This is a genomic window from Streptomyces luteolus, assembly GCF_029968015.1.
Lineage (GTDB): Bacteria > Actinomycetota > Actinomycetes > Streptomycetales > Streptomycetaceae > Streptomyces > Streptomyces luteolus.
The window spans coordinates 132412-156345 of sequence record NZ_JASCIS010000016.1 but is presented as its reverse complement, the minus strand read 5'-3'; the positions used below and the strand labels follow the sequence as shown (position 1 = coordinate 156345).

At 69.0% G+C, this 23934-nt stretch carries 22 protein-coding genes; 10 read left to right on the top strand and 12 right to left on the bottom strand.

What is annotated here, in order from left to right; genetic code table 11:
• Positions 1-67 precede the first annotated feature (67 nt).
• Positions 68-409: an anti-sigma factor antagonist BldG gene (gene bldG, locus QIT00_RS18105; RefSeq protein ID WP_005475923.1), complete on the bottom strand. Its 342-nt coding sequence runs from the start codon at positions 407-409 to the stop codon at positions 68-70.
• A gap of 77 nt (positions 410-486) precedes the next feature.
• On the opposite strand from bldG, the gene QIT00_RS18100 reads away from it, so the two are divergent.
• Complete coding sequence (locus QIT00_RS18100; RefSeq protein WP_282536321.1) at positions 487-2949, top strand: DEAD/DEAH box helicase; 2463 nt, start codon at positions 487-489, stop codon at positions 2947-2949.
• Here QIT00_RS18100 and QIT00_RS38745 read toward each other — a convergent pair.
• The 3 genes from QIT00_RS38745 to QIT00_RS18085 all read right to left on the bottom strand — a co-directional run bounded on the left by QIT00_RS38745 (position 2918) and on the right by QIT00_RS18085 (position 4183).
• Complete coding sequence (locus QIT00_RS38745) at positions 2918-3553, bottom strand: Rv3654c family TadE-like protein (protein WP_349017188.1); 636 nt, start codon at positions 3551-3553, stop codon at positions 2918-2920. The genes QIT00_RS18100 and QIT00_RS38745 overlap by 32 nt on opposite strands.
• A complete protein-coding gene (locus QIT00_RS18090; protein ID WP_282536320.1) occupies positions 3505-3876 on the bottom strand; it encodes a TadE family type IV pilus minor pilin in 372 nt (123 codons plus the stop codon). Before QIT00_RS18090 ends, QIT00_RS38745 begins: the two co-directional genes overlap by 49 nt.
• 166 nt (positions 3877-4042) lie before the next feature.
• Complete coding sequence (locus QIT00_RS18085; protein ID WP_282536319.1) at positions 4043-4183, bottom strand: DUF4244 domain-containing protein; 141 nt, start codon at positions 4181-4183, stop codon at positions 4043-4045.
• Positions 4184-4366: 183 nt separating this feature from the next.
• Between QIT00_RS18085 and QIT00_RS18080 the strand changes: the two genes are divergently transcribed.
• Genes QIT00_RS18080 through QIT00_RS18070 form a run of 3 tightly spaced genes read left to right on the top strand, consistent with a single transcriptional unit; the run spans position 4367 to position 8498 of the window.
• Positions 4367-5407 carry a tyrosine-type recombinase/integrase gene (locus QIT00_RS18080; RefSeq protein ID WP_282536340.1) on the top strand — a complete coding sequence of 347 codons (1041 nt, stop codon included), beginning with the start codon at positions 4367-4369 and terminating at the stop codon, positions 5405-5407.
• The gene (locus QIT00_RS18075) at positions 5404-7935 is read left to right on the top strand and encodes a tyrosine-type recombinase/integrase (RefSeq protein ID WP_282536318.1); all 2532 of its coding nucleotides are present in this window, start codon (positions 5404-5406) and stop codon (positions 7933-7935) included. The genes QIT00_RS18080 and QIT00_RS18075 overlap by 4 nt, the downstream gene beginning before the upstream one ends.
• Positions 7932-8498 carry a DUF6262 family protein gene (locus tag QIT00_RS18070; protein WP_282536317.1) on the top strand — a complete coding sequence of 189 codons (567 nt, stop codon included), beginning with the start codon at positions 7932-7934 and terminating at the stop codon, positions 8496-8498. The genes QIT00_RS18075 and QIT00_RS18070 overlap by 4 nt, the downstream gene beginning before the upstream one ends.
• A 58-nt stretch (positions 8499-8556) precedes the next feature.
• Here QIT00_RS18070 and QIT00_RS18065 read toward each other — a convergent pair whose 3' ends face one another.
• The 3 genes from QIT00_RS18065 to QIT00_RS18055 are packed head-to-tail and all read right to left on the bottom strand — an operon-like array spanning position 8557 to position 10933.
• A complete protein-coding gene (locus QIT00_RS18065; RefSeq protein WP_282536316.1) occupies positions 8557-9129 on the bottom strand; it encodes a hypothetical protein in 573 nt (190 codons plus the stop codon).
• On the bottom strand, positions 9126-10097 hold the full coding sequence (locus QIT00_RS18060) for a hypothetical protein (protein ID WP_282536339.1): 972 nt from the start codon (positions 10095-10097) through the stop codon (positions 9126-9128). The genes QIT00_RS18065 and QIT00_RS18060 overlap by 4 nt, the downstream gene beginning before the upstream one ends.
• On the bottom strand, positions 10097-10933 hold the full coding sequence (locus QIT00_RS18055; RefSeq protein ID WP_282536315.1) for a hypothetical protein: 837 nt from the start codon (positions 10931-10933) through the stop codon (positions 10097-10099). The genes QIT00_RS18060 and QIT00_RS18055 overlap by 1 nt, the downstream gene beginning before the upstream one ends.
• 730 nt (positions 10934-11663) lie before the next feature.
• Between QIT00_RS18055 and QIT00_RS18050 the strand changes: the two genes are divergently transcribed.
• The 5 genes from QIT00_RS18050 to QIT00_RS18030 are packed head-to-tail and all read left to right on the top strand — an operon-like array spanning position 11664 to position 16921.
• The gene (locus QIT00_RS18050) at positions 11664-12683 is read left to right on the top strand and encodes an aKG-HExxH-type peptide beta-hydroxylase (protein ID WP_282536314.1); all 1020 of its coding nucleotides are present in this window, start codon (positions 11664-11666) and stop codon (positions 12681-12683) included.
• 50 nt (positions 12684-12733) lie between these two features.
• Positions 12734-13759, top strand: a complete 1026-nt coding sequence (locus tag QIT00_RS18045; protein WP_282536313.1) for an aKG-HExxH-type peptide beta-hydroxylase — start codon at positions 12734-12736, stop codon at positions 13757-13759.
• On the top strand, positions 13743-14684 hold the full coding sequence (locus QIT00_RS18040; protein ID WP_282536312.1) for a hypothetical protein: 942 nt from the start codon (positions 13743-13745) through the stop codon (positions 14682-14684). Before QIT00_RS18045 ends, QIT00_RS18040 begins: the two co-directional genes overlap by 17 nt.
• 43 nt (positions 14685-14727) lie before the next feature.
• Complete coding sequence (locus QIT00_RS18035; RefSeq protein WP_282536311.1) at positions 14728-15633, top strand: class I SAM-dependent methyltransferase; 906 nt, start codon at positions 14728-14730, stop codon at positions 15631-15633.
• A 28-nt stretch (positions 15634-15661) separates the two neighbouring features.
• Positions 15662-16921, top strand: coding sequence for an MFS transporter (locus QIT00_RS18030; RefSeq protein WP_282536310.1), 1260 nt, complete (start codon positions 15662-15664; stop codon positions 16919-16921).
• 378 nt (positions 16922-17299) lie between these two features.
• On the opposite strand, the gene QIT00_RS18025 is transcribed toward QIT00_RS18030, so the two are convergent.
• Genes QIT00_RS18025 through ssd form a run of 4 tightly spaced genes read right to left on the bottom strand, consistent with a single transcriptional unit; the run spans position 17300 to position 21302 of the window.
• Positions 17300-18127: a type II secretion system F family protein gene (locus QIT00_RS18025; protein ID WP_282536309.1), complete on the bottom strand. Its 828-nt coding sequence runs from the start codon at positions 18125-18127 to the stop codon at positions 17300-17302.
• 42 nt (positions 18128-18169) lie between these two features.
• Positions 18170-19069, bottom strand: a complete 900-nt coding sequence (locus tag QIT00_RS18020; protein ID WP_282536308.1) for a type II secretion system F family protein — start codon at positions 19067-19069, stop codon at positions 18170-18172.
• Positions 19066-20214 carry a TadA family conjugal transfer-associated ATPase gene (locus QIT00_RS18015; protein WP_282536307.1) on the bottom strand — a complete coding sequence of 383 codons (1149 nt, stop codon included), beginning with the start codon at positions 20212-20214 and terminating at the stop codon, positions 19066-19068. The genes QIT00_RS18020 and QIT00_RS18015 overlap by 4 nt, the downstream gene beginning before the upstream one ends.
• On the bottom strand, positions 20211-21302 hold the full coding sequence (ssd, locus tag QIT00_RS18010; protein WP_282536306.1) for a septum site-determining protein Ssd: 1092 nt from the start codon (positions 21300-21302) through the stop codon (positions 20211-20213). Before ssd ends, QIT00_RS18015 begins: the two co-directional genes overlap by 4 nt.
• A gap of 498 nt (positions 21303-21800) precedes the next feature.
• On the opposite strand from ssd, the gene QIT00_RS18005 reads away from it, so the two are divergent.
• Positions 21801-22634, top strand: coding sequence for an HAD family hydrolase (locus tag QIT00_RS18005; RefSeq protein WP_282536305.1), 834 nt, complete (start codon positions 21801-21803; stop codon positions 22632-22634).
• Positions 22635-23047: 413 nt separating this feature from the next.
• Here QIT00_RS18005 and QIT00_RS18000 read toward each other — a convergent pair whose 3' ends face one another.
• Complete coding sequence (locus tag QIT00_RS18000) at positions 23048-23863, bottom strand: Fic family protein (RefSeq protein WP_282536304.1); 816 nt, start codon at positions 23861-23863, stop codon at positions 23048-23050.
• Between the last annotated feature and the right edge of the window lie 71 nt (positions 23864-23934).

The following is a 23934-nucleotide window of genomic DNA, read 5'->3' as shown; positions in this document are numbered from 1 at the left end:
CCGGGCCGATCGGCCCGGCGCCCCCTGCTCCTGACACCCCGGGCCACCGGCCCGGGGGCACCGGCCCTCAGTCGGTGGCCGCCACCGCTTCATCGACCGAGGTGTGGATGGGGAACACCTTGGTCAGACCGGTGATGCGGAAGATCTTCAGAATGCGCTCCTGGTTGCACACCAGTCGCAACGAACCCTCATGGGCCCGCACTCGCTTGAGACCGCCAACCAACACGCCGAGTCCGGTGGAGTCGAGGAAGTCCACGCCCTCCATGTCGACGACAAGGTGAAAACTGCCGTCGTTCACCAGCTCGACTAGCTGCTCGCGCAGCTTGGGCGCGGTATATACATCGATTTCGCCACCGACCTCGACGACCGTACGATCGCCGACGGTACGGGTCGACAGGGACAGGTCCACGGATCCTCCAGCACCTTGCTATCGAGCGCTCGCCCCTCGGACACCTGATGTCAGGCCTGGGACGGTCGCCAGCCGCGATGGCATTCAATCACTTACCGGCGGGCGTGCACGACGCCTTCGGACCATTGTCCGTCACGCCAGTGACACACTCGGTGCCGATGGCCAAGAATCACCGACCCGATCGCCCCTCTGCGGGCGGACCCGAACGACCCTCGCCGCGCACGGTCCTCGACCGCCTGGCCGCCGGGGGAAGCCGGGCTTCGCGCATCACTCATGTGGAGCACTTGCCCCCGAGAGAGGGCAGCCATGCCGTCTGGCCCGATCGCATCCGGACAGAAGTGATCTCGGCCGTTCAGCGAGCGGGCATCGAGCATCCCTGGGCCCACCAGGCAGAGGCCGCGGAGCACGCCCTCGACGGCCAGTCCGTGGTCGTCGCCACCGGCACCGCCTCCGGCAAGTCCCTCGCCTACCTGACGCCCACCCTCTCGGCGCTCCTCGACGGCTCCGAGGCGCCCAACGGGCGGGGCGCGACCGCCCTCTACCTCGCCCCCACCAAGGCCCTCGCGGCCGACCAGTGCCGGGCCGTGAAGGAGCTGGCCGCCCCGCTCGGCAACGCGATCCGGCCCGCGGTCTACGACGGCGACACCCCGGTGGAGGAACGCGAATGGGTGCGCCAGTACGCCAACTACGTCCTCACCAACCCGGACATGCTGCACCGCGGCATGCTGCCCTCCCACCCCCGCTGGTCCTCCTTCCTGCGTGCCCTGCGCTTCGTCGTCATCGACGAGTGCCACACGTACCGGGGCGTCTTCGGCTCGCACGTCGCCCAGGTCGTGCGCCGGCTGCGCCGCCTCTGCGCCCGCTACGGCTCCGATCCGGTCTTCCTGCTCGCCTCCGCCACCGCCGCCGACCCGTCCATAGCCGCGGGCCGGCTCACCGGCCTGCCCGTGAAGGAGGTCGCCGACGACGCCTCGCCCCGCGGCGAAGTCGTCTTCGCCCTGTGGGAGCCGCCGCTCACCGAAGTCCACGGCGAGAAGGGCGCCCCCGTCCGCCGTACCGCCACCGCCGAGACCGCCGACCTGCTCACCGACCTCACCGTCCAGGGCGTGCGCTCGGTCGCCTTCGTACGGTCCCGGCGCGGCGCCGAGCTGATCTCCGTCATCGCCCAGGAGCGGTTGGCCGAGGTCGACCGCTCGCTGGTCCGGCGCGTCGCCGCGTACCGGGGCGGATATCTGCCCCACGAGCGGCGCGCCCTGGAGCGTGCCCTGCACTCCGGCGAGCTCCTCGGGCTCGCCGCCACCACCGCCCTCGAACTCGGCGTCGACATCTCCGGCCTGGACGCGGTCGTCATCGCCGGCTACCCCGGCACCCGCGCCTCCCTGTGGCAGCAGGCGGGCCGCGCCGGGCGCTCGGGCCAGGGGGCGCTCGCGGTCCTGGTCGCCCGCGACGACCCGCTGGACACGTATCTCGTCCACCACCCGGAGGCGCTGTTCCGGCAGCCGGTCGAGTCCACCGTCCTCGACCCCGACAACCCGTACGTCCTCGCGCCCCACCTCTGTGCCGCCGCGGCCGAGATTCCGCTCACCGACGACGACTCGAAGCTGTTCGGCCCGACCACCGAGGAGCTGCTTCCGCAGCTGGAGGCCGCGAAGCTGCTGCGCCGGAGGACCAACGCCTGGCACTGGACCCGCCGCGAACGCGCCGCCGACCTGACCGATATCCGCGGCGAGGGCGGTACCCCCGTCCAGGTCGTGGAGGCCGGCACGGGCACCCTGCTCGGCACCGTCGACGCCTCCGCCGCCCACACCGCGGTGCACACCGGGGCCGTCCACCTCCACCAGGGCCGCACCTACCTGGTGCGCGAACTCGACCTGGAGGAGTCGGTCGCCCTCGTCGAGCAGGCCAGCCCGCCCTACTCGACCACCGCGCGCGACACCACCGCCATCTCCGTCCTGGAGACGGACGTGGAGATCCCGTGGGGTGACGGCCGGCTCTGCTACGGCTCCGTCGAAGTCACCAACCAGGTCGTCTCCTTCCTCCGCCGCCGCCTGATCACCGGCGAGGTCCTGGGCGAGTCCAAGCTCGACCTTCCTCCTCGTACGCTGCGCACCCGCGCCGTGTGGTGGACGGTCACCGAGGACCAGCTGGACGCGGCCCGGATCAACCCGGAGATCCTCGGCGGGGCCCTGCACGCCGCGGAGCACGCGTCCATCGGCATGCTGCCGCTCTTCGCCACCTGCGACCGCTGGGACATCGGCGGCGTGTCCGTGCCCCTGCACCCCGACACCCTGCTGCCGACCGTCTTCGTCTACGACGGCCACCCGGGCGGCGCGGGCTTCGCCGAGCGCGCCTTCCACACCGCGCGCGAGTGGCTGGCCGCGACCCGGCAGGCCATCGCCTCCTGCGAGTGCGAGGCCGGCTGCCCGTCCTGCGTCCAGTCCCCCAAGTGCGGCAACGGCAACGACCCGCTGCACAAACGCGGAGCCGTACGCCTCCTCACGGAGCTGCTCAAGGGGGCACCTGCGGCACCGGCTCCTTAGGGGCGCCGCCGCGCTCCCGGCGGGGCGACGGGCGGCCGGGCGCCGCCCCGCCATGTGTTGCCCGGGCGGGCTCAGCCCGATCAGGCGACGTGGGGCGCCGGGCAGGCTTAGCCCGATCAGGCGACGTGGGGCCCGGGTCCGCGGACGCCCCCGCCCCGGGCGGCCCCGCCCAGGGCGGCCCGGCACGTGCCCGCAGCTGCGCCCGGAAGCTCCCGGCTCGCGCCCGCACCGTCACATCGGCGATCTCCCCGCGCACAGCGCACCGCACCACCTCCGCCCCTTGCTCCGCCGCCACCCGCTCGGCCCCGGCACACGCCTCCTGCCTGCCGCGCAGCGCACGGTCCGCCGCGGCGAGGGCCGCCAGGTCGGCGCCCCCACCCGCCCGGTGCCGGGCCAACACGGCCTGTGTCAGCAGCAGTACGCCGCCGAAGACCGCACACAGCGCGGCGACCACCATCACGGCCCAGACCGTCGCCGAGCCCCGCTCGCCGCCCGGCCCGCTCCAGGGCGATCGCCGCGTACGACGGTCCGCCCACGCACTCCTTCCGTCGGCCCTCACTCTTCCGGCCCCCGCTCTTCCTCCGCCCCTCGCGCCCGCGGCCATGACCGCCCCACCGCCTCCTCGGCCAGGGCGACCGCCTGCGACTCCAGCTCCAACGTGAGCGCACGCGGGCCGGGCGCATGGGCGGCGACGGACACCCGGACCAGGTCGCCCTCTCTGCTCACCTCCACCCGCGCTCCCTCCGGCGCGGCCTGCTTCGCCGCGGCGACGGCCGCGTGCTCCGGTTCCTGCCTGGCCGCCGCACGGGCCCCGGCCCGAGCCGCGTCCACGCACTGGATCTGCGCGACGGCCGCCATCAACGCCCACAGCAGCGCCACACCGAGCAGAACGAGCGCGGGAATCACCGTGGCCGCCTCGGCGGTCACATACCCGCCGTCCCTCGCCCCACGGGCCCCGTGGGCGCCCCACCCAGACCTGGACTCAGACCTGGGCTCAGGCGTGGACTCGGCCCCGGACTCGGCTGCCCCGAACTCAGAGCCGGCCTCAGACCTGGCTTCAGCTCCGGCCTCAGACCTGGCCTCAGCCCCGGCCTCAGACCTGGACACCGAGCGCCTTCCCGACGATCGATTCCAAGGCCGCCCGCACGGCGTCGGACGTCACGACCTTGTAGAGCAACGCCGCGAAGCCGCACGCCGCGACCGTTATCTTGGGTACCTGAATGACGTCAGGCATGTAAGGCAAGTAGGGTAGTTCTGTACTTGCCTTAACGGTATCCAAGGGGTGTTAGGCACGTTGGCTACGTCTGCTGTTCTGCACCGGCACTACCGAGCTGAGCGGGCCATATCGGGGGACGGGTCTACGTACTGGGTCGTCGTCAACGAAGCCTTCGAGCTGCACATCGAGGCGTGCGCCTGGCTGGCAGGGCGCAAGGACCGGGCCTACAACACCCAACGCACGTACGCCGGCCGGATCGCCCTGTACCTCTCGCACTGCACCGAGAACGCGGTCGACTGGAGCCGTCCCTCCTTGGCGCAACTCATGGCGATGATGCGGTGGTTGATCGATGAGCCGCTGCCGCCGAAGGGCCGCCGCCCGAACCCTGAGCCGCGTTTCCGGGACAAGGGCACGGCGAACAAGATCATGGGCACGGTCGGGGAGTTCCTGACGTGGTCCGCGCTTCAGGGCTGGGTCCCGCCGAGTGTGGTCAGCCAGCTCGTGCAGCCGAAGTTCCTGCACTACGCCCCGCCCGGGTTCGATCCGGGCGAGGACGGCCAGCACCTCACGATCCAGGCCCGAAGGATCAAGTACCGCGTCGCGGTGCCGGGTTACGAGTGGCTGTCTGACGACCAGATCGAGAAGGTCCTGGACTCCACGACGCACGCCCGCGACAGGTTCCTGGTGGCCTTGTTGGCGGTCACCGGTATGCGTATTGGCGAGGGCCTGGGGCTGCGGCGCGAGGACATGCATTTCCTGCCCGACTCCACCTCGCTGGGCTGCCGGGTCGAGGGACCGCACGTACATGTGCGGCGCCGTCTGAACAGCAACAACGCGTACGCCAAGTCGCACTATCCGCGGTGGATTCCGGTGGAGGCCGAGACCGTGGAGCTGTACGCCGCCTACCGCTACGAGCGCGACGCGGTACCGGAGGCCGAGGGCTGCGACATGGTGTTCGTGAACCTGTTCCGGGCCCCGCTCGGCGAGCCGATGAAGTACCCCAGCACGTATGAGCTGTTCAAGCGGCTCGCTACCCGGGCTGGGTTCCGTGCCCGGCCGCACATGCTGCGGCACTCGGCGATCACCCGGTGGCTCCGCTCCGGGGTGGACCGCGATGTGGCCCAGAACATGGCCGGACACCAGTCGCCTCAGTCGATGGACCCCTACACCCACGCAACCGACCAGGACAAACGCGACGCCGTCAAGCTGGTGGCCGCCAAGAGGAAGGAAGCCCGTCAGTGACGGTGTCCGGCAACGTCGTCCCGCTCCACCAGCCCCGGCGGGACGCTGACCAGGCGGCTCACGGTCTGCCGCCGAAGGTCCTCACCGAGTGGACCGCGTGGCTGCGTGAGCGGATCGAACCAGTCTGGCGGCCCAGCGAATGGGACCGCGACGCCCTCCTGTTCAGCGGTGACGTCGACCACGCGGGCACGGCCGTCTACCAGTGCGATGTGGCCGCCTGTGACGCGCTCACCCGCACCCGACGGGGCATGTGCGCCACCTGCGAGAAGACCCACCGCGCCGGCAGCCTGGGGCTGAAGGAGTTCAAGGCCACCTACGTGCCGGACCGCAACCGGGTGATCTCCGGTGAGCGGGACGACTGCCGCGTGACGGGGTGCCCACGGGACTCGGTCCTGTGGGGCCTGTGCAACGCGCACGGCTCGCTGCGGCACAAAGATCTGCAGCGCGACCCCGACTCCGAACTGGAGGCGTGGATCGAGCGGCAGACGCCCTACGGGCCGTCGCCCGCCTGCCGGGTGACGGGCTGCCGCTACGACGCTCGGGCCACCTGGGGTCTGTGCGGCATACACCAGAGCCGCTGGAAGAAGGCCACGGCCGCCTCCCGGGGGCGTCGGTCCGCGCCGACGCCGGCGTGGTTGGACCGCCAGGCGCCGTTCCTGAACGTCCACCAGTTCTCCCTGGCCCCGCTGCATCCGGTGGCCCGCCTGGAGATGCTGTACGCGCTGCAGCAGCGCGACGGACGCAGCCAGAAGATCGACCCCGTGGCCGTGCGCCAGGCCGTCTCGCACCTCGCGGACCGGGTCGACTCCGTCGCCATCGCCGAGGCCGAGCGGTTGCCGAGCGGGACACAGGCGAACGTGGACGCGCTCCTTCGGGAGACGCACCGCATCCTGCGCTCAGCGTTCGACCGCTTCGAGGGCGTCGACCCAACCAGCAGGGACGTGCTGGACCTGTCCGAACTCGGCGTCAAGAGCCTGCGCGGGGGCACCACCCAGCGGCCGCTCGGCCTGGACGTGAGGGACATCCGCCAGCCGTGGCTGCGGCAGATCTTGGTCACCTGGATCTTTGAGACGAAGCCGAACACCACCGAGGCCAGACGGGGTCTGCGGGTGTGCGAGGCGGCCTCCCGGGCCCTGGACGCGCGGGTCGGGGGCGGCATGAACCCGGCCAAGCTGGTATTCGCCGACATGAACGCCGTGGTCGACACCTTCCGAGTGCTGCCCAAGCTGGACGGCGGGGCCATGTCCAGCAAGCAGCGCGGGGCCCTGCTGTCGTTCTTCTTCAAGATCCTCGACTACAACCGGGCCGCGGGCCACCTGGACGGCATGTCCGCGAGCTTCGCGAGGCACTCCAGCCACGTCATCAAGGCCGAAGAGGTCGATGAGGACGAGGCAGGCAAGGCCCTGCCGGAGTCCGTCATCGCCCAGCTCGACGACTACGTGGACCTGATGGGTCAGGGCATGACGCACGGGAAGATGACGCCCGAGCAGGTCCAAGCGATGGCCCGCGCGGTCTACGAGCTGCTGCGGGACACCGGTCGGCGGCCGTACGAGATCGCCGAGCTGCGGACGAAGTGCCTCGAACATGCCGACGGTGAATGGCTGTTGATCTGGGACAACCGCAAGGGACGGCGCCTGAACCGGCGCTTGGAGCTTGAGCACGACACCGTGGAGACCATCCGTACGTGGCGGGCTGTGCGCGACACGCTCGACCTGCCCACGGGCAGCGAGGGGTTCCTGTTCCCGCCGGCCGGTGAGAACGGCATCATCCGTCATCTGGTACCCGAGCAGATCTCCTCGATGATCCGCAAGTGGGCCGACAGCGTCCCCGTCCTGCTGTCCGAGGAGTTCGACAGGAACGGTGACCGGGTGCCGTTCGAACGCTCGCTGATCTACCCGTACGCCTTCCGCCACTCGTTCTGCCAGCGGTACGCGGACGCCGGGGTACGCATCGAGGTGCTGCGGGAGCTCATGGATCACAAATCCATGCAAACCACCCAGCGGTACTACAAGATCAGTCACAAGCGGAAGCGGGAGGCGGTCAACGTGATGCGCCTGCACACCGTGGACCGCAGGGGCAAGTCCGCGCCGATGGCGTCGGCGACCGCGTACGAGGCCCGCTCGGTGGCGGTGCCGTTCGGCAACTGTACCGAACCCTCCAACGTCAAGGCGGGAGGAAAGGCATGTCCGATTCGGTTCCAGTGCGCCGCCTGCCCCTTCTACCGGCCGGACCCGTCCTATCTGCCCGTCATCGAGGACCACATCCGCTCGCTGAAGGCCGACAAGGAGATGGCAGTCATGATAGAGGCGGACGAGTTCGTGGTGAGGAACCTGGACGACCAGATCACGGCCTTCAAGGGGACCGTAGAGACACTGCGGAAGCTGATGGAAACCATGGGACAGGACGAGCGGGACGAGGTCGAGCAGGCGTCGGCCGTCCTGCGCAAGGTGCGGGCCGTCCAGGGGAACGGCTCCGTGTCGCTGCCCATGCCCGGTTTCCCCGGCCAGCGTGGGGGGAGCACGGCATGAGCGTCAAACGGACCCCCGGCGACGTCCTGCGCGAGACCCGCAAGAAGGACAGCCAGGCCAAGCGGGCCAAGGTGCTGGCCACGGTGGACGCGATGAAGGCCAGGGGCGAGACGGTCACCTTCCTTGCCGTCGCCCGCGCGGCCGGCGTGTCCAGGTGGCTTGTCTACGCCGAAGGCGTCCGTGAGCACATCGAGGCCGCCATGAAGAGCCAGACCAAGTCCGACCGCCGAACGAAGCAGGTTGGCCGGGACGCCTCCGCGGCGAGCCTGGCCACCGATCTGGCCCTGGTCCGCGAGGAGAACAAGGCTCTGCGCGACGACCGTGACCGCCTCAAGAAGGCCGTCCAGCGCTCGCTGGGCGCCCAACTCGACCAGGCCGGGAACAAGGAACTGACCGCGCGGGTCAACGAGCTTCTGGGGGCCGTGGAACGGATCACTCTGGAGCGCGACGAGATACGTGCCGAGCGCGACACCCTTCGGCGCAGAATCGCCGAGGTCGAGGACGACCTGGCCGCCGCGCGGGCCGCGGGCAAGGAGATGTTCAAGCGGATCAACCGGGCCTGAGACGGCAGGACATGAAACGGCCCGGCGCCTTACGGCGCCGGGCCGTGCAGCGGCAGCCTCAGGCCGAGGCGGCAGATTGTTGCGCCGTCAGCTCAGCGATCTGGGCCTCCAGATCGGCGATCCGCTCCGCCTGGCGCCGCATCGTCCCCTGGTTCTGGACTGCCCTGCTGCCCAGCCTCTCCACCCCGCTGATGGTCCTCATACCGCCTTCGGCGGCATCGGCCATCTGCCCGAACGCCTCGGCGTCGATGCTGTTGGGATTGTTGGCCTCAAACGTGCAGGCCCGGTGCATGTCGCCCATGTAGGCCACGGTCTTGCGGCAGGCCAGCAACGCGTCGCGGGCGCCGAACTCGTCGCCTTGCCCGTTCTTGTGGAAGCGGGTCACCCTGGCCCCGCGCTTGAGCGGGTCGCGGGAGGGCATGAACTGCTCCAGGCGGTGGCCGAGCACGTGGGCGGCGGCACGGGCCCGTGGAACGGCCCGCCGCAGGCGGCTGGAGTCGGGGATGCCGGTGCCGCGCGCGATGTCCGTGTAGGACAGCTCGCGGCCAGCGTTGTGGTCAAGCCACAGCAGCACGTCGATGGCGTCCCGCTCCAGCCGGGAGGGGGTGTCACTGTCGCGATTGGGGCTCACCGAAGCTTCCTCTCACTCTCGTCCAGGAACGCTTGCAGGGCGTGGTCGTTCAACGCCGTGTAGGGACCGGCGGCCAGGTCGCGGATGAAGGCGATGGCCGCCTCCGACGCGGTGCACAGGTCGGTGATGGCCTGGCTGCGGTCGCCGGTGAACTGCACCTGGTGACGCTGCAGCAGCGACAGCGCCCGCAGCGTGGCAAGGCGGACCTCGGACAGCTCGGTGAAAACCTGCAGGGCCACGTCCGTCTCCGGCCGGTGGCGGGAGACGGCCCGCACCGCCTGCTCGACATCAACGGCTCCGGTGCCGCCCGCCGACGCGTCCGGCGCCGCCTGGTCCGGGCCGAACGGTTCCTCGGCGGCCCGGCCGGCTGCTGCCCGGTCCTCGGCGTCCACCGCCTCCTGGCGCCGCTCGAACTCTTCGATGCCCTTCCGTGCTGCGCTGCGGGCCGAGGCATCGGCCACCACCGCCGCGGTCAGCGCGCCGGGGTGTTCGGCGATGAACAGCGGACTGCTCGGCTTGACCCCGACCCGATCGGCCTCGGCCTCGATCGCCTGCCGCCGTTCCTCTTTCATGTTCAAGCGGGCGTCGTAGCTGCGGTAATAGCCGTGCTCACCGAAGAAGGGAACGTCAGCTTCATCCGGCAGATCAACGTGGACGCCGGGGGCGAGTTCGTGGGCCGGAGGGACGATCCCGTCCGCGGCGGCCCGCTCCCACGCCCGGTAGAAGGCGAGAATGCGTTTGGCGGCGGCCCCGGACCGGCGGGCGAACTCCCGTGCGCTGATCCGCCGGTAAACGTTTCGACCGAAACGTTTGGACTGCTGCTCGAACGATGCGCCGTGGCCTTCGTCGGGCTCGACGCGGCGGGCGATCAGGAGTGCACGGGCCCAGCCGCCCTTGCGGTCGTGGGTGGTGAACTCGTCGATGTCAGCGTTGAGATGGTCTTCACCGTCGTCCCGGGGTGGCTGCATCACACGGCCACCAGATCCGGTGTGGCGACCCGCCCATGGGCAGTGACAGATTCATCGTTCTTGACCCGGAACCTGATCCACGTCGCGAGGACTTCCACGGTCCCGAGCGCTTCGGCACAGGCGGTCGACTGTTCTTCCGTGAAGTCCAGGGCGGTGGACGGCGGGTACCGGTGCATGAGGCCGGTGATCTGGTCGTTCAGCCGCACCAGGTCACGGGCCAGGGACTGGGCCTTGCTCGGCTTCTCCCCTCCGCGGCCAGTGCGGTCTTCACGGTCACGGCGGCGCTTGTCGTCGATGGCCCGCTTCACCGCGTCGCGGAAGGCGTCGTCCTCCTCCACCAACTCCCGCAGCACCTTGTCTCGTTCGGCGGGCGGCAGAGCCCCGAGGTACTGGGCCACGGATACGTCGCTGGCGGGGTCGAGCAGGTCCTGCAACCCGGGGCCGATCCCCAGGGCACGGCGGTACTGAGGAGCGCTGATACGGCCGATACCGGCCTCGCTCGCTTCGGCAAGCAGAGAGCGCAGGGTGCTGTAACCCTCGTCGTACGGCTTGCCGGAGGGCGCCAGGCGGGCGCCCTCCCGCAGCGCGCTGTAGCTGACGTGTACGCCGCTGTCGGCCACGAGCCGCCGCACAGGCGCGGTGCACAACCGGGCGGTATGCCGGTAGTGACGGGCTGTGCGCGGATTCAGGCTGATCTCGTCGCAAAACCGATCGAAGGCACCGTCGGGGTTCGCCGGCGAGACGGCCAGCAACTTGTCCCCGATCACCAGCCGGTTCTCACGGCCGTCGTCCATCAGCCGCCGACCCTCGCGCACGTCCTGATCTGTGTAGCTCATACGGATTCCTTACTGAACCGATAGGACGAGCGCACAGCGTAAGCAAGCGAACGCGCTCCACATGATCCTTAAAATGCCTTTGGGGGCGCCGAGTTGACGCCCACACCTCTTGAACTGCGACGCTCCGAGATCGAGTCCGGGCGCAACTGCACTCGCGCCAGTGACGGCCCGGTGAGCTCCTGGCGGGATTCAGCGGGCGCTATCCAGCGTCGTCACGAGTGCGTTCAGGCCTCCGGCATGGACGATGACGTCCCCGTCGCCTGCCGCAGGGGCGAACACGTTGCAACTGCGGGCCGACCTGAATGAATATTCGAGCCAACGATTGAAGGATTTCAGTCAAACATGGGAAGTTATGTTTTCAAGCTCCAGGTCACCTGACCTGGGGCTGCAGTCGCCGTGCGCAAATAATCCAGAATTGAGGCTTTTAATTTTACGTTTCATTTACTGTCGGAATATGCCATTCACCCTTGCATGCTGTTTCACTTCCCTCGTTCGCTAAAACGAATGGTCGAGGGAGGTGAACCCCAAATGGAGAACAACGAGATCCAGGCCGAGCAGGTCGAGGCCGTTGAGCAGGCGGAGATCACGTTCGGCGAGATCCCGGAGAGCTACCTGTCTCACTCGTCGCAGCTGATGCAGGCCGACTGAGCAGCGGAATCAGGCTGGGTGGCGCGAGTGCGTCTCGCGCCACCCAGCACTGCCGGGCCATCCATCCCCTTTTGGAGGATCTATGAGCACTCTGGTAGCTCCCCTCGGCGCCGAGGCACTATTCCGGGCACAGCCTGACCGCGTTCGAGCAGCACGCCTGCGTCAGAGCATCAACGAAGTCCTCGTGAGCGACCTTCGTATCTACGTGGCGGCTGCCTCTCAACAACTGCCCCACAGCGCTGCCGCCGCCTCCCGGGTGATCGACCAGTTGGATGTCGCGCGCAAGCTCAACCCTCTGCTGTTCACACTCCACTGGCAGCTGAACAGCGGGCTCCTGGGCCAGCAACCCGGCACCGTCTCCGCCGCCCTCGGGCGCCTGGCCCAGGCTGGGCGCGAGGATGACTGCTATGGCGACCGTTTCCAGGTCGAGACCATGAGCTGGGACATAGTCGACGCGGAAGCTGCGAACTTCTTCACGGGGGCGGACGGGCCGCGGTCCGACCGGGGCGAACTCGTCGAAGTCGCTCCCGTCAGCGCCGACGAGCTGGAGACCGGCCGTGCATGGGTAGTCCAAGCACTGACCACACTGCACGAGTTGGACCCAGACCTGCACGACGAGCTCCACGAGCTGGTCGCTCGCCTGCGTCTCGTGCACGGCAGCGTGATTCGGGGAGCAACTAGTTCGCGCTGCTGGGGCATGAACTTCCTGCGCTTCCCGGGCTCCGGGCCTGAATCCGCCGAACCGATGAACTACTTTCTGGACCACTTGGTCCACGAATCCTCGCACTTGATGCTGCACGCCATCATGAGCGCGGACCCGCTGCTGCAGAATCCGTTCGAAGCCCGCCACTCGGCCCCCATCCGCAAGGACGCCCGCCCCTTGTACGGGATTTACCATGCGACTTTCGTACTCAGTCGCATTTCTCGGGTTCTTTCCCGGCACGCCAAAGCGGACCCACGCGCTGTGACGAAGGCGGTGCGGGATGAGGCGGTGGCGCGATTCCGCAAGGGATACGCCACGATTCGTGAGCACGCTGAGCTCACCGACGCCGGCGAGGCAGTCCTCGCCTCCTGTCAGGAGATCGTCGAGGCAGAGCTGTAAGGCCCAAGTCCCCTTCGGCAGCCGAGCATCGAGCTCTTTGGAGGTCTGGCGTGAGCATCGTCCAACACAATGCGGACTTGCTGTTCCAAGCGCGGCCTGAGGCCACACGGGTACAGGCATTGCGGTACCACGTGAATGAGACGCTGGTCCGTGACCTTGGCCAATACATCGCTGCGGCTTCCTCCTTGCTGCCTCGGACTTCGGCGGCCGCATCCCGCACTGTCCGTCAGGTCGTCCTCGGTCACCGGGTCAACCCGCAGTTGTTCACGCTCCACTGGCTGTTGGGCGGCGCTCTGCGCACTCAGCAGCCAGGCGGCGTCCTGCTGGCTCTGGGACAGCTCGCTCATATGCGGGACAGAGGGGACTGTTACCGCCAGACCTTGGCGATCGACACGGTGGCCTGGGACCTCATTGACGTCGAAGCCTCCGCGTTTCTTCTGAGCAAGGATGGTCCCCGCTCCAAGCGTGGAGAGGTGGTCGAGATCGCCAAGGTCTCAGCGGAGGAGCTCAGTGAGGGGCGTTTACGCATTGACGACGCCCTCTCGGTTCTACGCGTCATCGACCCTGCCATGCACGCGGAATTTGACGAACTGGTCGCCACAGTGCGCCTGTTCAACCGTGGGACCATAACCGGCTCAACAACCACCGGCATCTCCAGTCTGCGGTACTGGGGACAGATGTATCTGCGGTACCCCGACCCGGGCGAGAGGGGCGACTGGACAGCCTTCCTCCTTGAACACCTGGTCCACGAGTCCTCACACATCCTGCTGCACGGCATCATGGGCCGGGACGCTCTCCTGACCAACGGCTTCAAGACCCGACACCAGGCGCCCATCCGAAACGACCGCCGTCCGCTGTACGGCGTCTACCACGCCATGTTCGTGCTCAGCCGCGTGTACCGGGTGCTGTCCCGTTATGCGGACAGCGGCGCCACATCCACAGCCCGAGCAGCACGAGATCTCGCCCTGAAACGCTTCTTGCACGGGTACGACACCGTCATGAATCACGCCGAACTCACCCCGGCAGGCCGTGCTGTTGCCGAATCATGCAAGGAGCTCGTTGCTGCGCAGCGCTGAGGACCTCGACAGGCTCCCAGTCCGGCGGCACGAACACGCCCCAGTCTGTGCGCCGGAGTTCCTCAGCGTTTCCGCCGGTCTGCAATTCTCCATCAGCGATGAGCAGTTCAGTGCCCTCGGCTTCGGATGCTCACGCCAAGAGGAGAAGGCAAACAGCTCGGCCCTGTGGGAGACCTACGAACGTCTACTCATGGTTGCTGAGCTCTCCGGAAGCCTTGGCCGCCCCGTCGAGGGCCGCAGCAAAGGCGGCACCCAAGCCGACAGCCGACCCTTTCAGCACATCGTCCCCCGGCCCTGGCACGACACCTACCGCGAGGGCCAGGACGCCACCGGCCTCGCCATCCACACCACCGGCGTGGCTGCTGAACGCGCCGCCGAACGTGAGCTGACGGAAAGAGCACTTCTCGCCGCCCTCTGGTACGGCACCACACCCATCCGTAGCGAGGCCGCCGACCACAATTTCGTCACCACAGGCCGCCTTCGGACGTACAGCTTCCCGTGTCACCTGGGCTACTTCTCTCTTGCGGCATGGCACGACCCACGCAGCCAGATCCTCGTCGCCGGATCTGCGGTCCGCGACAGCCTGGACGAAGCAATAGAACATGCGGCGGGCGAGGCAGTGATGGTGTTCGACGGCGTGTGGCAGGGCAGGACCCCACGCTATTCCACTCACACATCGCGCGATCGATATGCCTCCCTACGGGGAGACCTTCACACTGCTCGCGCAGAGCACCTGGAAACCAGGCTCACGGGAGGCCGGGGCTCTGTCAGCTACCCGCTGGATGTGGCCGACGACGACATGGTGTTCTACCGGCTCATCGACTGGGAGGACGTATGCCTGGTCCGCGCGGTCTCGGGCCGCCTACCGACACCCGGCACCCTCCGGAGCAGGGTAGGGGAGGTTCCCGCAGACCCGTTCACCTGACCAGCAAGCGTCAACGCATCAACGAGATCACCAGGAAGCGACAATGACCAACGTAGAAAGCCAGCCAGCCCCCCCTATCGAACTTGGCTTGGACCGGCGCGAGCGCGGAGACTCCTTCGAAACCCTTTCGCACGTCTACTCGGCTGGCCGGCCTTCCTATCCGAAAGAGTTCATTGAGTCCCTGATCCGCCCCGTCACGGCTCTGCCAGACACACATGTCCTTGAGGTGGGCGCCGGGACCGGACAGGCCACAGTCCGCTTGGCGGAACTGTTCAGCCGAGTGACAGCCATCGAGCCGGGATACAACCTGGCCCAACAGACTGAGCAACGCCTGTCCGACCGATCCAACGTAGATGTGCATCAGTCCTACTTCGAGAATTGGGAAGGCCCCGGTCCGTACGACTGTGTTTTCTCTGCCTCAGCCTTTCACTGGACCGACCCCACTCGCTCCTACTCTTTGGCCAAAAACCTCTTGAAGCCGGGCGGGAAAATGGCCTTTGTGACCTATTCCGAGCTGGTCGGAGACGACGTGTGGGAACAGCGCTGTGCGGATATCAGGAAGATGTTCACCGCCCACGCTCCACACCATAAAGGCCCACGTTTCGGAACTCGAACCGCCGCGGAAATTTCCACCGGCCTGAAGGGGTATGCGGAGTCGATCGGCCAGGCTCTAGAGTTCGTGGAATTCGGAAAACCTTTGGAGGCTGCCAATGTGCCCGTGTCGGAAATGTTCGATCCAGTAAAGGTGCAGCTGGAACTGCAGCTTCGCCACTACGATGCGGACAGATTCGTTGCGGCCTTGGAGTCGTATGGCGCTTTCCGGCGCATGAATGAAGACGCTCGGATCGCCCTGAAGGAAGCGGTCCGCACCTACGTCGAGGCTGAATGCCAGAACTCCATCGAACGCCCCTTCGCCCTCGTTGGGCTCGCCGCCAACCGTAGGCCGTGAAAAGGACACTCTCAGACGGCAGAGCGCCGTGAAGGAAGGAGGCGCAGTTCCGCCCTACTTCCCGAAAGCCAGGTACCGAGCAACGCTGGCCGGCATCACCGTCAATGCCTTCGGGAACGGGCTGATGTCGCCCTACGTGATGAGCTGGCTGGCGGCGCTTCCTCATGGATCCGTACGCGTGGCAGGAATCCTGTTCGGCGCAACAGGAGCGGGACAGCTCTTTGCCACCCTGTACGCCGGGCGAATACTCACCGTGCGCCCGCCCCGAACGGTCCTCGTTGTCGGACTGTCCTTCTCTGCCGCATCCGCGGCCCTCCTCACGGAGGCGCGCGGCCTAGCTCTCGCGGCTGCCGCTCTCTTCACCCTGGGACTGTCGCAGGGAATCGCCTCAGCCGCGCAGGCGACGGCACTGGGAACCCTCAAGTTCACCGCGGGCGGTGAAGACCGCGTGTGGTCCCATCTGCAAGTCGTGTTCAATGTCGGCCAGGGAATCGGCATTCTTGGGGGCGGCTATCTGGTATCCGGTGATCTCGTCGCGAAAATGCAACCCGTATTCCTTCTAAACGCGTTCAGCTTTGCTGTCTTCGCGCTGATTGCAAGGTTTACGCTTCCTGGAGGATCACCCTCGCGATCCCGCACGCAACAGCAGCCCAGTGGCTCCTACCTCAGCTTGCTGACGCAGCGCCCTGCGCGCCAGCTTGTTGTCGGCGACATGATCTTCTTCACGTTCGGGATAGGCTTCCTTCTTCTACTGCCGCTCCTCGCGAGCCAGGCGCACATGCTCTCGATGCGTCAGGCAGCCGCCCTCCTTGCTGCCAACACACTGATCATTATCTGTTGCCAGCTCACTGTGACTCGACTCGTACGGCATATCAGGCGCCCCGCAGCCGTTCGTCTGCTGTTCGCTGGTGCAGCATTTTCCTGGGCACTCGTGGCTTTAGCTTCACAGGCAGGTGCCCGCTGGCAAAGCCTTGCCCTCGTGTGGTCCGCGGTGGTGCTCTTCTCTATGGCGGAGTGTCTGCATACCGCTTGCCTTGTCCCTCAATTGCGTGACGCGGTCTCAGAAGCCGAAAGGTCGCGGATTCTCGCGCTCCATGTCTTCGCGGGCAAAGCTGGACTCATAGTTGGGCCGGCTCTTGGCGGTATTGCCATCTCGGTAAGCGTCGCACTCCCCTGGATCATGGCTGGCTGCCTGCTCGCCATACCTGCGATGTTCAGATGGGCCGAGATCACTTCCGAAGAATCTCAGGCAGTGCCTGCGCCTGACGCTAGTGGGGATGCGAGTTGAGATGTGGGGTGTGGCCATGAACTGTCCGTTGAAGAGTGGGAGTTCGTCCAGCAGTCGCTGCCCGCATCCTCGGGCCTGAGACGATTGGGCGACCGAAGGGCCACCTCAACGGGATCGCGTGAAAGACCGCACCGGCAAGGCCCTGGCGGGATGTGCCTAACTTGCCTTATGTCTCTTCAACGCGTTGACCTGCTCAGGCACTTGACAGCACTAGATAAAGGTCGTGCCCAACGCGTACTCCGATGTCGTCATCCCCGCGTCGCCCGCCGACCGCACCCGGCCGCGCACCGTCCGCAGCGCCGCACGGCAACCACCCCCGAGGCCGTCGCCCCGCTTCCTCACGTATCGCATGTGTGGTGAACCCCCTTATCTCTCAGGTCAGTTGATGTTCAGAACCCCGCCGGCCAGCCCGATGACCACCGGCACCACTCCCACCGCGAGGAACGCGGGCAGCAGACACAGCCCCACCGGTGCCGCGATCAGGACGCCCGCCTTGTGCGCCCGCGCCGCGGCCGTACGGGTCCACGCCGCTCGGCAGTCCGCGGCGATCAGGGCCAGCTCCTCGGCGGCAGGCGCACCCGCCTCGCAGGCCCGCGCGAGGCAGCGGGCCAGGGAGCGGGCGCCCGGCATCGCGCCCAACCGCCCCCATACCTCGGCCGTTTCACCGCCGAGCCGCAACTCCACGGCCGCCAGCGCCAGCCGTTCGCCCACCGGCCCACCCAGCGACTCGCCCACAGCCTCCGCGGCGACCACGGGACCCGCGCCCGCCGTCACGCAAGCCGCCATCAGGTCTGCCGCCAGCGGAAGTTGACGCTCCGCCCCGGCGCGTTCCGCGGCCGCCGCGGCTCCGCCGGTGCCTTCCCCGCCCCCGCCGCCCAAGGATCGCTCGCGCCGCCGCAGCCACTGCCGCACGGCGTATCCGGCCAGGCCACCGAGGCCCGCGCCCAGGACGCCGCCCACCAGCACGAAGCCGCCGCATGCCGAGCCCAACACCGGTATCCATCGGCCCAGTTCGGGTCTGGGCAGCCGCTTCCGGGAGCGTCGCGGCGCCTCCCCCTGCCCCAGCAGCGCGCGGGCCCGCCGCCGCGCTCGGCGTTCGCTCCACTCCGCCAGGGCCGTCCCTAGGACGACGAACACCGCCACCGCGATCAGCACCGTCACCCCCAGCCTGTGGGAGGCATCCGCCGCGACTCCGTTCACGCTCATCGACACGAACCGCTCCCCCGCCCCCGCCATGTCCACCTCGAGTCATCGCCCCTCCGCGCGGCGCACGATGCGCACCGCCCACCAGATCCCCGCACCTTCAAGAGCGCCGCCGACCAGCAGGCAGCCGATGCCGGCGGGGGTGTGCAGCAGTACGCGCAGCGGGTCGGCACCCAGGGCCGTCCCCATGAGGAGGCCGACCACCGGCAGGGCCGCGAGCAGCGCCGCCGTGGACCGGGCTGTGGACAACCGCACGCGCAGATCGGCACGTTGGTCCCGCTCGGCCCGCAGCGCGCCCTCAAGCCGGGCGAGGCCGGCCGCGAGTCCGCCGCCCCGGTCGACCGCCACCCGCCAGCACGCGGCGAGTCCGAGCAGCCCTTCGGCCCCCGGCTCCACCGAGGCGTCGCGCAGCACCTGCGGCACATCGCCGCCGAACCGGGCCGCCGCGAGCACCACCCCTTCCGCCGCGCCGAGGCCGGACCCGGCGTGGGCATCCGCCGATCGGACGCCGGCGAGCATCGCTTCCCCCGGCTGCCGTCCCGCGCGGACCTCGGCGGCCAGCGCACCGCACAGGGCGATCACCGCATCGGCCCGGGCCTGTCGCTCCTTGCGCCGTTCCCGGCCGCGCAACACCCGCTTCAGCAACGGCACCCCGATCGCCCCGAGGACCAGCGGCAGCACCGACTGCCCGGCAACCGCCACCACCAGCCCGGCCGCCAGGCACCACCATTCATGCCCGACTCGTCCCCGCACCCGCGCCGACAGGCGCTCCCAGGGAGGCACGGCCACCGGTTCGCGCAGCGCCGCTCCCGCGAGCAGCATCCGGGCCCGCCGCAGCCCCCGGTCCTGCCCGACGCACAGCCAGGCGGCCGCACCCGCGCACACCGCCGCCGCGTACACCGGCGCCGCCTGCCCACTCGCCGCGACCATCGCGTCCCCACTCATGTGGCACCGCCCAACAGCCGCTGCAGCCGCGGCCAGCCCCGCTCGTACGCGAACGCCTCGGCGTCCCACCGCAGGGCGGGCTCCGCGACCACCAGGCCCGCGTCGTTCCGCTCCAGGACGCACACCTCGGCGATGCGGCGCCGGCCCGCACGGTCCCGTACGAGATGGAGGACCACCGAGACGGCGGCCGCCAACTGGCTGTGCAGCGCCGCCCGGTCGAGTCCCGCCGCCGTGCCCAGTGCCTCCAGGCGGGCCGGCACATCGGTGGCGGCATTGGCGTGGAGCGTGCCCGAGCCGCCCTCGTGGCCCGTGTTGAGAGCCGCGAGGAGGTGCACGACCTCCGCACCGCGCACCTCGCCCACGACCAGCCGGTCGGGCCGCATCCGCAGCGCCTGGCGGACCAGGTCCCGCAGGCTCACCAGGCCGGCGCCCTCCTGATTGGCGGGCCGGGCCTCCAGGCGGACCACGTGCGGGTGGTCGGGGCGCAGCTCGGCGGAGTCCTCGGCGAGGACGATCCGCTCGGTGGGCTCGACCAGGCCTAGGAGGGCGGACAGCAGCGTCGTCTTGCCCGAGCCCGTGCCGCCGCTGATCAGGAAGGAGAGCCTGGCGTCGACCAGAGCACGCAGGATCCGGTCGCCTCCGGGCGGCACTGTTCCCGCCGCGACCAGCTCGTCCAGGGAGAAGGCCTTGGGCCGCACCACCCGCAGGGACAGGCATGTCGACCCGACGGCGACGGGCGGCAGCACCGCATGCAGCCGCGTGCCGTCCGGCAGTCGCGCGTCCACCCACGGCCGGGCGTCGTCCAGCCTGCGCCCGGCGGCCGCGGCGAGGCGTTGGGCAAGGCGTCGCACGGCGCCCGCGTCCGCGAAAGAGACCCGGGTGAGCTCCAGCCCCCGGCCCCGGTCGACCCAGACCTGGTCGGGCGCCGTCACCAGCACGTCGGACACTTCGGGATCGGCCAGCAAGGGCTCCAGCGGACCTGCGCCGACCAGCTCGGACCTCAAGTCCCGCACCACTCCGAGCAGTTCGGCGTCCCCGAGGACCCTGCCCTGTTCGCGCAGGGCCCGCGCCACCCCGGCCGGTGTCGGCTCGGCGCCGGAGGAGGCGAGCCACTGCCGTACGCCGTCGAGCAGATCGGCCGTCATGACGTGCCCTCCGCGGGAACGCGTGCCCAGAAGGCCGAGCAGAACCGGGCGAGTGCACTGCGCGCGTCCGCGCCGGGCGGACCGCCGGCGCGTCCGAGGCCTTGCTCGGCGGGCAGCTCACCGGCCAGCGGCAGGCCGAGCAGTCCGGCCACCTCGTCGCTGTCGAGCCCTGCCGTGCCCGGGGCGCGGACGATGGCGCGCAGGTCCCGGAGCACCATTCCCGCCGCTGCCGCGACCCGGCCCGCTGCCGCCACCGCGCGCAGCTCGGCGGGCACCACGAGAAGCCCGAGGTCCACCTGGGCCAGCGCCTCCACGACGCTGTCGTCCATGCGGCGCGGCAGGTCCACCACGACCGCTCCGCCCCTCCGGCGTGCCGCCGCGAGGACGGCCCGCATGGCACCCGGCGGGATCGCCACGGTGTCCCCGCGGTCCCAGCTGAGCACCCTCAGGTCGTGCAGGCGCGGCAACGACTCCTCCAGGGCTCCGGCCCCGACCCGCCCCTTGGACTCCGCGAAGGCGGGCCAGCGCAGTCCCTTCACGGTCTCGCCGCCGAGCAGGACGTCCAAGCCGCCGCCGAGCGGGTCCGCGTCGACGAGCATCGTGCGCCGCCCTGCTCGCGCCGCCGACAGCGCGAGGGCGCAGGCGAGCGTCGACGCTCCGGCGCCGCCCCGGCCGCCGAGCACGCCGACGGTGAGGGCCGGATGGCCTACACCCTCCGCCACGTCGGCGATCCGGTCGACGAGCCAGTCCTCGGCGTCCGGAAGCCTCAGCACATGGTCGGCGCCGATCTCCACGGCCCGCTGCCAGACCCGCGGATCGTCCTGGTCGTGGCCGACGAGGCACACCCCTCGTCGGCGTGCGGCGCCGCGCACCCGGTGCACCGCGTCGTCCCCGACGAGGACCAGTGGCGCCGTGTCCCAGCCGCCCCCGCGCTCGGGCACCGCGTGGTGCACCTCGGGTCGCGCACCCGCCGCGGCACACAGCCTCAGCAGGTCGTCGAGCAACTGCGCGTCCTCGGTGACGATCAGCGGTCCGGCCCGCTCTTCTCCTTCGGCCGGCCCCCGGTCATGCGCGATCGAACCCGTCATGACTCGGCCCCCCTCTCCCTTGAAACGTGGCGAACGTCGTGAATCCCGCAGGCCGCGATCGAGCCCATGAACGGGTCTCGGACTTCGCGGCTGGAATCACGATGGGCGGGAGCGGGAAATCGTGTGGATCTTGGTCAAGAACTGTGGATAACTCGGCGGTTGTGAATAACTCCGTCACCCAAACCGGTGACGGACCGAAAACTGCCGCAGAGCAGCCCGACCACTACGCACAGTCACGGATCTTGGTCTGCCGCACTCGGGCGCCAAGCGGGCACCGAGCGGCGTGAAGCGGGCAGAAAGAAGGGCCCGAAACGGGCCCGGACATGCGACGACCCCCGCCGGGGGGGAGAGCGGGGGTCGTCCCCACGGTCCGACTCGGGGGGGGAGGAGCCAGACCGGGTTAGCACGGTCGCGAACGATCCGTGACTTCCATGGTGTACCCGAGAGCCTTCTCAGGCAAACCCACGCGCCACACCTTACGCCGAATGGTTGGCCCCTATGCTCGGGCGTGTGGAAAACCGCTCCTTGCCCCGCACAGCCGCCTTCTTTGACCTGGACAAGACGGTCATTGCGAAGTCGAGCACGCTCACGTTCAGCAAGTCCTTCTACCAAGGGGGACTGATCAACCGCAGAGGCGTGCTGCGTACCGCATACGCCCAGTTCGTCTTTCTCGCGGGCGGTGCGGATCACGACCAGATGGAGCGTATGCGCGAATACCTCTCGGCACTCTGCCGGGGATGGAACGTGCAACAGGTCAAGGAGATCGTCGCCGAGACGCTCCACGACCTGATCGACCCGATCATCTACGACGAGGCCGCTTCCCTCATTGAGGAGCACCACACGGCCGGCCGTGATGTCGTGATCGTCTCCACCTCGGGCGCCGAGGTCGTCGAGCCCATCGGTGAACTCCTGGGCGCGGACCGAGTAGTGGCCACCCGCATGGTCGTCGGCGAGGACGGCTGCTTCACCGGCGAGGTGGAGTACTACGCGTACGGGCCGACGAAGGCCGAGGCCATCAGGGAGCTGGCCGAGTCCGAGGGGTACGACCTGGAGCGGTGTTTCGCGTACAGCGACTCGGCGACGGACCTGCCGATGCTGGAGTCCGTCGGCCACCCGCACGCGGTCAACCCGGACCGTGCGCTGCGCCGCGAGGCGGTCTCCCGAGAGTGGCCGATTCTGGACTTCCACCGGCCGGTCCGCCTGAAGCAGCGGGTGCCGTCACTGTCCGCCCCGCCGAGGCCCGCGCTCGTCGCCGCGGCCGCGGTCGGCGCCGCCGCGGCCACCGCCGGCCTTGTCTGGTTCGCGAGTAGGCGGCGTTCGCTCGCCTCCTGAATTCGGGCGCTCGGAGGCCCCACAGAGCGGACGTTTCGCCCGTATTTGAACCTAAAAGTAAAGAAGTCAGCCCAGGACTTTCGCATCACCCATGACAGGAGTACAAAGGAGTCAACGGCCCGCGAGACCAAGGACATCCGAGAGGATCACCTTTAACGCAACCGAAGGCCCCACGGACCGAAGCATGGTCGTCAAGCACCCACGCGACGTCGACCCGTCGATTACGGGCCAGCCGCACCAGGCAACGGGCAAAGTTCCCCGACCTGATGGGCAATATTTCGAGGACGCTTGGTAACTGGGCGGACATGCCAGCGGCGGTACCAGGACTGGTACCGCCGCAACCCTGTTCAGGACCTCTGAGAGCCGCCGGTGCACACCCGGAAATCAGGCTCTATAAGGTGCCGGTTTTCGCGTCAGGCCGCACCGCGCTGCAGCGCCTCACAGACAGCGGTCGACTCGCGCGCCCCGAGCTCAACCGCCTTGCCACAGTGCGCGATCCACGCCGCCATACCTTCCGGCGTACCGGCCGCGTAGCCGTCGAGCGCCGCCACATAGGCAGCGCGCCCCAGCTCCGCGTGCCCCGCCTCCGCCGGGCAGATCGACTTCGGGTCGAGACCACTGCCCACCAGGACGAGCCGCGCCGCCGCGCGTGCGACGAGCCCGTTGTGCGAGCCGAAGGGGCGCAGGGCGAGCAGCTCACCGTGGACCACGGACGCGGTCACCAGGGCGGGAGCGGCGCTGCCCGAGATGATCAACTGCGAGAGGCCTTCGAGACGGCCCGCCACCTCGTCCGCGGACGGAAGCGGAAGTTCCACCACCGGCTCGTCGACCGGCTCACCGGCGAGGCGCGGCCGCCCGACCGTGTCGTCCTGGACGCCGGCCGCGACCAGGTGCAGACGCGCGAGCACGCGCAGCGGCGACTGACGCCAGATGGAGAGCAGCTGCCCGGCCTCCGCGGTCAGCCGCAGGGCGGCGCCGACCGCGCGGGACTCGTCGTCGCCGCTGAAGTCGGTGCGCCTGCGCACCTCTTCGAGTGCCCAGTCGGCACCGGAGAGCGCCGCGGAACCGCGCGCTCCGCGGAGTGCCGCCTCAGAGGTGATCTCGTTGCTGCGGCGGCGCATGACGCGGTGCCCGTAGACCCGGTCGACACTCTTGCGCACGGACTCCACGGACTCGGCGACGCCCGGCAGCGAGCCGAGCACGGCGAGCGGATCGGCTGACGTACCCATAAGTAGGCAGCCTACGCACTGCGGCGGGCCGCCCCACGATGGAGTGGTCTTCTTCACGTAGTGCGACCGCG